This is a genomic window from uncultured Methanofollis sp., assembly GCF_937919355.1.
Classification (GTDB): Archaea; Halobacteriota; Methanomicrobia; order Methanomicrobiales; family Methanofollaceae; genus Methanofollis.
This window is the reverse complement of the sequence record NZ_CALFSA010000194.1, coordinates 1-2,058: the sequence shown is the minus strand read 5'-3', so window position 1 is coordinate 2,058 and position 2,058 is coordinate 1. Positions and strand designations below refer to the sequence as shown.

The window sequence follows — 2,058 nt, the reverse complement described above, 5'->3', positions numbered from 1 at the left end:
GTCATTTCACCGAGGGATGCACCCTTTCCCCCGACGGACGGGATATCGTCCTTTGATATCTCTGAGAGCCACAAAATGTTGGGCATTTCGGTCATTATCGCACCACATATATGGTGGTCCTGACGAATCATATAGATTCTCCCCCTTCTCTATCTGTTCCCTGCGCGGGGCAGGGGAGGCGAAATGATGAGACCCTCCTTCAATAAGCCGAACGCCCCCGGCCACCTTCATCCCTGAGAGAAAAAGACATGAATACCATCAGGGCATCATATATACTGGGGTTTACATTGAAATTCAGAGTCCTTGTCAGCGACCCGCTGGCTGAAGAAGGCATTGAAATTTTAAAGGATACGTGCGACGTTGACGTCCGCACGAACCTGACCGAAGAGCAGTTGATCGAAGCCATCAAGGACTACGACGCCATCCTTGTGCGGAGCGGAACCGAGGTCACGGCAGCAGTGATCGAGGCCGGGACAAAACTGAAGTACATCGGGCGCGCAGGGGCCGGCGTCGACAATATCGATACCGAGGCGGCGACGCGCCGCGGCATCCCGGTGGCGAACGCTCCGATGGGCAACACCCTTGCGGCGACCGAGCACACGATGGCGATGATGCTCTCCCTTGCACGGAACATCCCGCAGGCGACCGCATCCCTGAAGAAGAAGGAGTGGAAGCGTTCGAAGTTCATGGGTGTCGAGCTGAACGAGAAGACTCTCGGCATCGTCGGCCTCGGCCGGATCGGCCGCGAGATCGCAAAGCGCGTCATCGCGATGGACATGAAGGTCGTCGGCTACGACCCCTTCATCACGAAGGAGAACGCGGCGCAGATGGGCGTCGAGCTGATGGGGATCGACGACCTGGTGAAGGTCGCGGACTTTATCACGGTGCACACGCCCCTGACGCCGGAGACGAAGCACCTGATCAATGCCGAGCGCATCGCCACGATGAAGGACGGCGTCAGGCTGATCAACTGCGCCCGCGGCGGCATCATCGACGAGAAAGCGATGTACGACGGCCTCGTATCCGGGAAGATCGCCGGGGCGGCCCTCGACGTCTTCGAGAACGAGCCTCCCTTCGAGTCGCCTCTCCTCACCCTCGACAGCGTGATCGTCACCCCGCACCTCGGGGCAAGCACGGTCGAGGCGCAGAAGAATGTGGCGATCTCGGTCGCGAAGCAGTGCCTTGCCGTCTTTGCCGGTGAACCTGCAAAGTATGCGGTGAACGTGCCGATGGTCCCCCCTGACCAGCAGGACTTCATGGAGCCCTTCGCCTACCTTGCCGAGAGGATGGGCAGGCTCGCCACCCAGCTCGTCGAGGGAAGGATAGGGGAGATCGAGATCACGTACGGCGGCGACCTCTCCCAGAACCGCTTCACCAGGTACATCACCCGCGCCACTCTCAAGGGGATCCTGGACCCGGTCCTCCGCGAACCGGTGAACTTCGTCAATGCCGAGTATGTGACGAAGGAGCGGGGCATCAAGGTGGCGGAGACGAAGACGGAGGCGTCCTCCGGCTTCAAGAACCTTATCACCCTGAGGGTGAAGACCGACATGGGCGAAGAGACGGTCTCCGGCACGGTCTTCTCGAAGGACAGGATCAGGATCACCTCCATCGGCGGTTACACGATGGACATGGTCCCCGAGGGCTCGGTCATCATCTCCCGTCACCTCGACAAGCCCGGTGTGATCGGCAGGGCCTCGACGATCCTCGGGGCGGCGGAGATCAACATCGCCGGCATGCAGGTGGGGCGGAAAAAGCCGGGCGAAGAGGCCATCATGGTCCTCAACGTCGATTCCGATGTCCCGGCGGCGGTCATGGACGAGATCCGCGCCAAGGTCGGGATCTTCTCCGCAAAGTTCGCAAAGCTCTGAAACGGGCAGAGGAGGGGAGTGCGCGGGGGCGTTTCACCCCCTCACTCCATCCTTCCAGAATGCACCGGCTTCAACAAAGTTTATATTAAACCACATTCAATCTATAGAGAGTCGGAGTATTCCGGCGCAGAAGGGCTCGTGGTCTAGCTGGCTATGACGTCGCCTTGACATGGCGGAGGTCCTGAGT

Annotated in this window: 1 protein-coding gene; it reads left to right on the top strand. The window is 59.9% G+C overall.

What is annotated here, in order from left to right:
* Positions 1–248: 248 nt before the first annotated feature.
* Positions 249–1,871 (top strand): phosphoglycerate dehydrogenase, encoded by a 1,623-nt coding sequence (serA, locus tag Q0520_RS09685; protein ID WP_298669448.1) that lies wholly within the window; start codon positions 249–251, stop codon positions 1,869–1,871.
* Positions 1,872–2,058 lie beyond the last annotated feature (187 nt).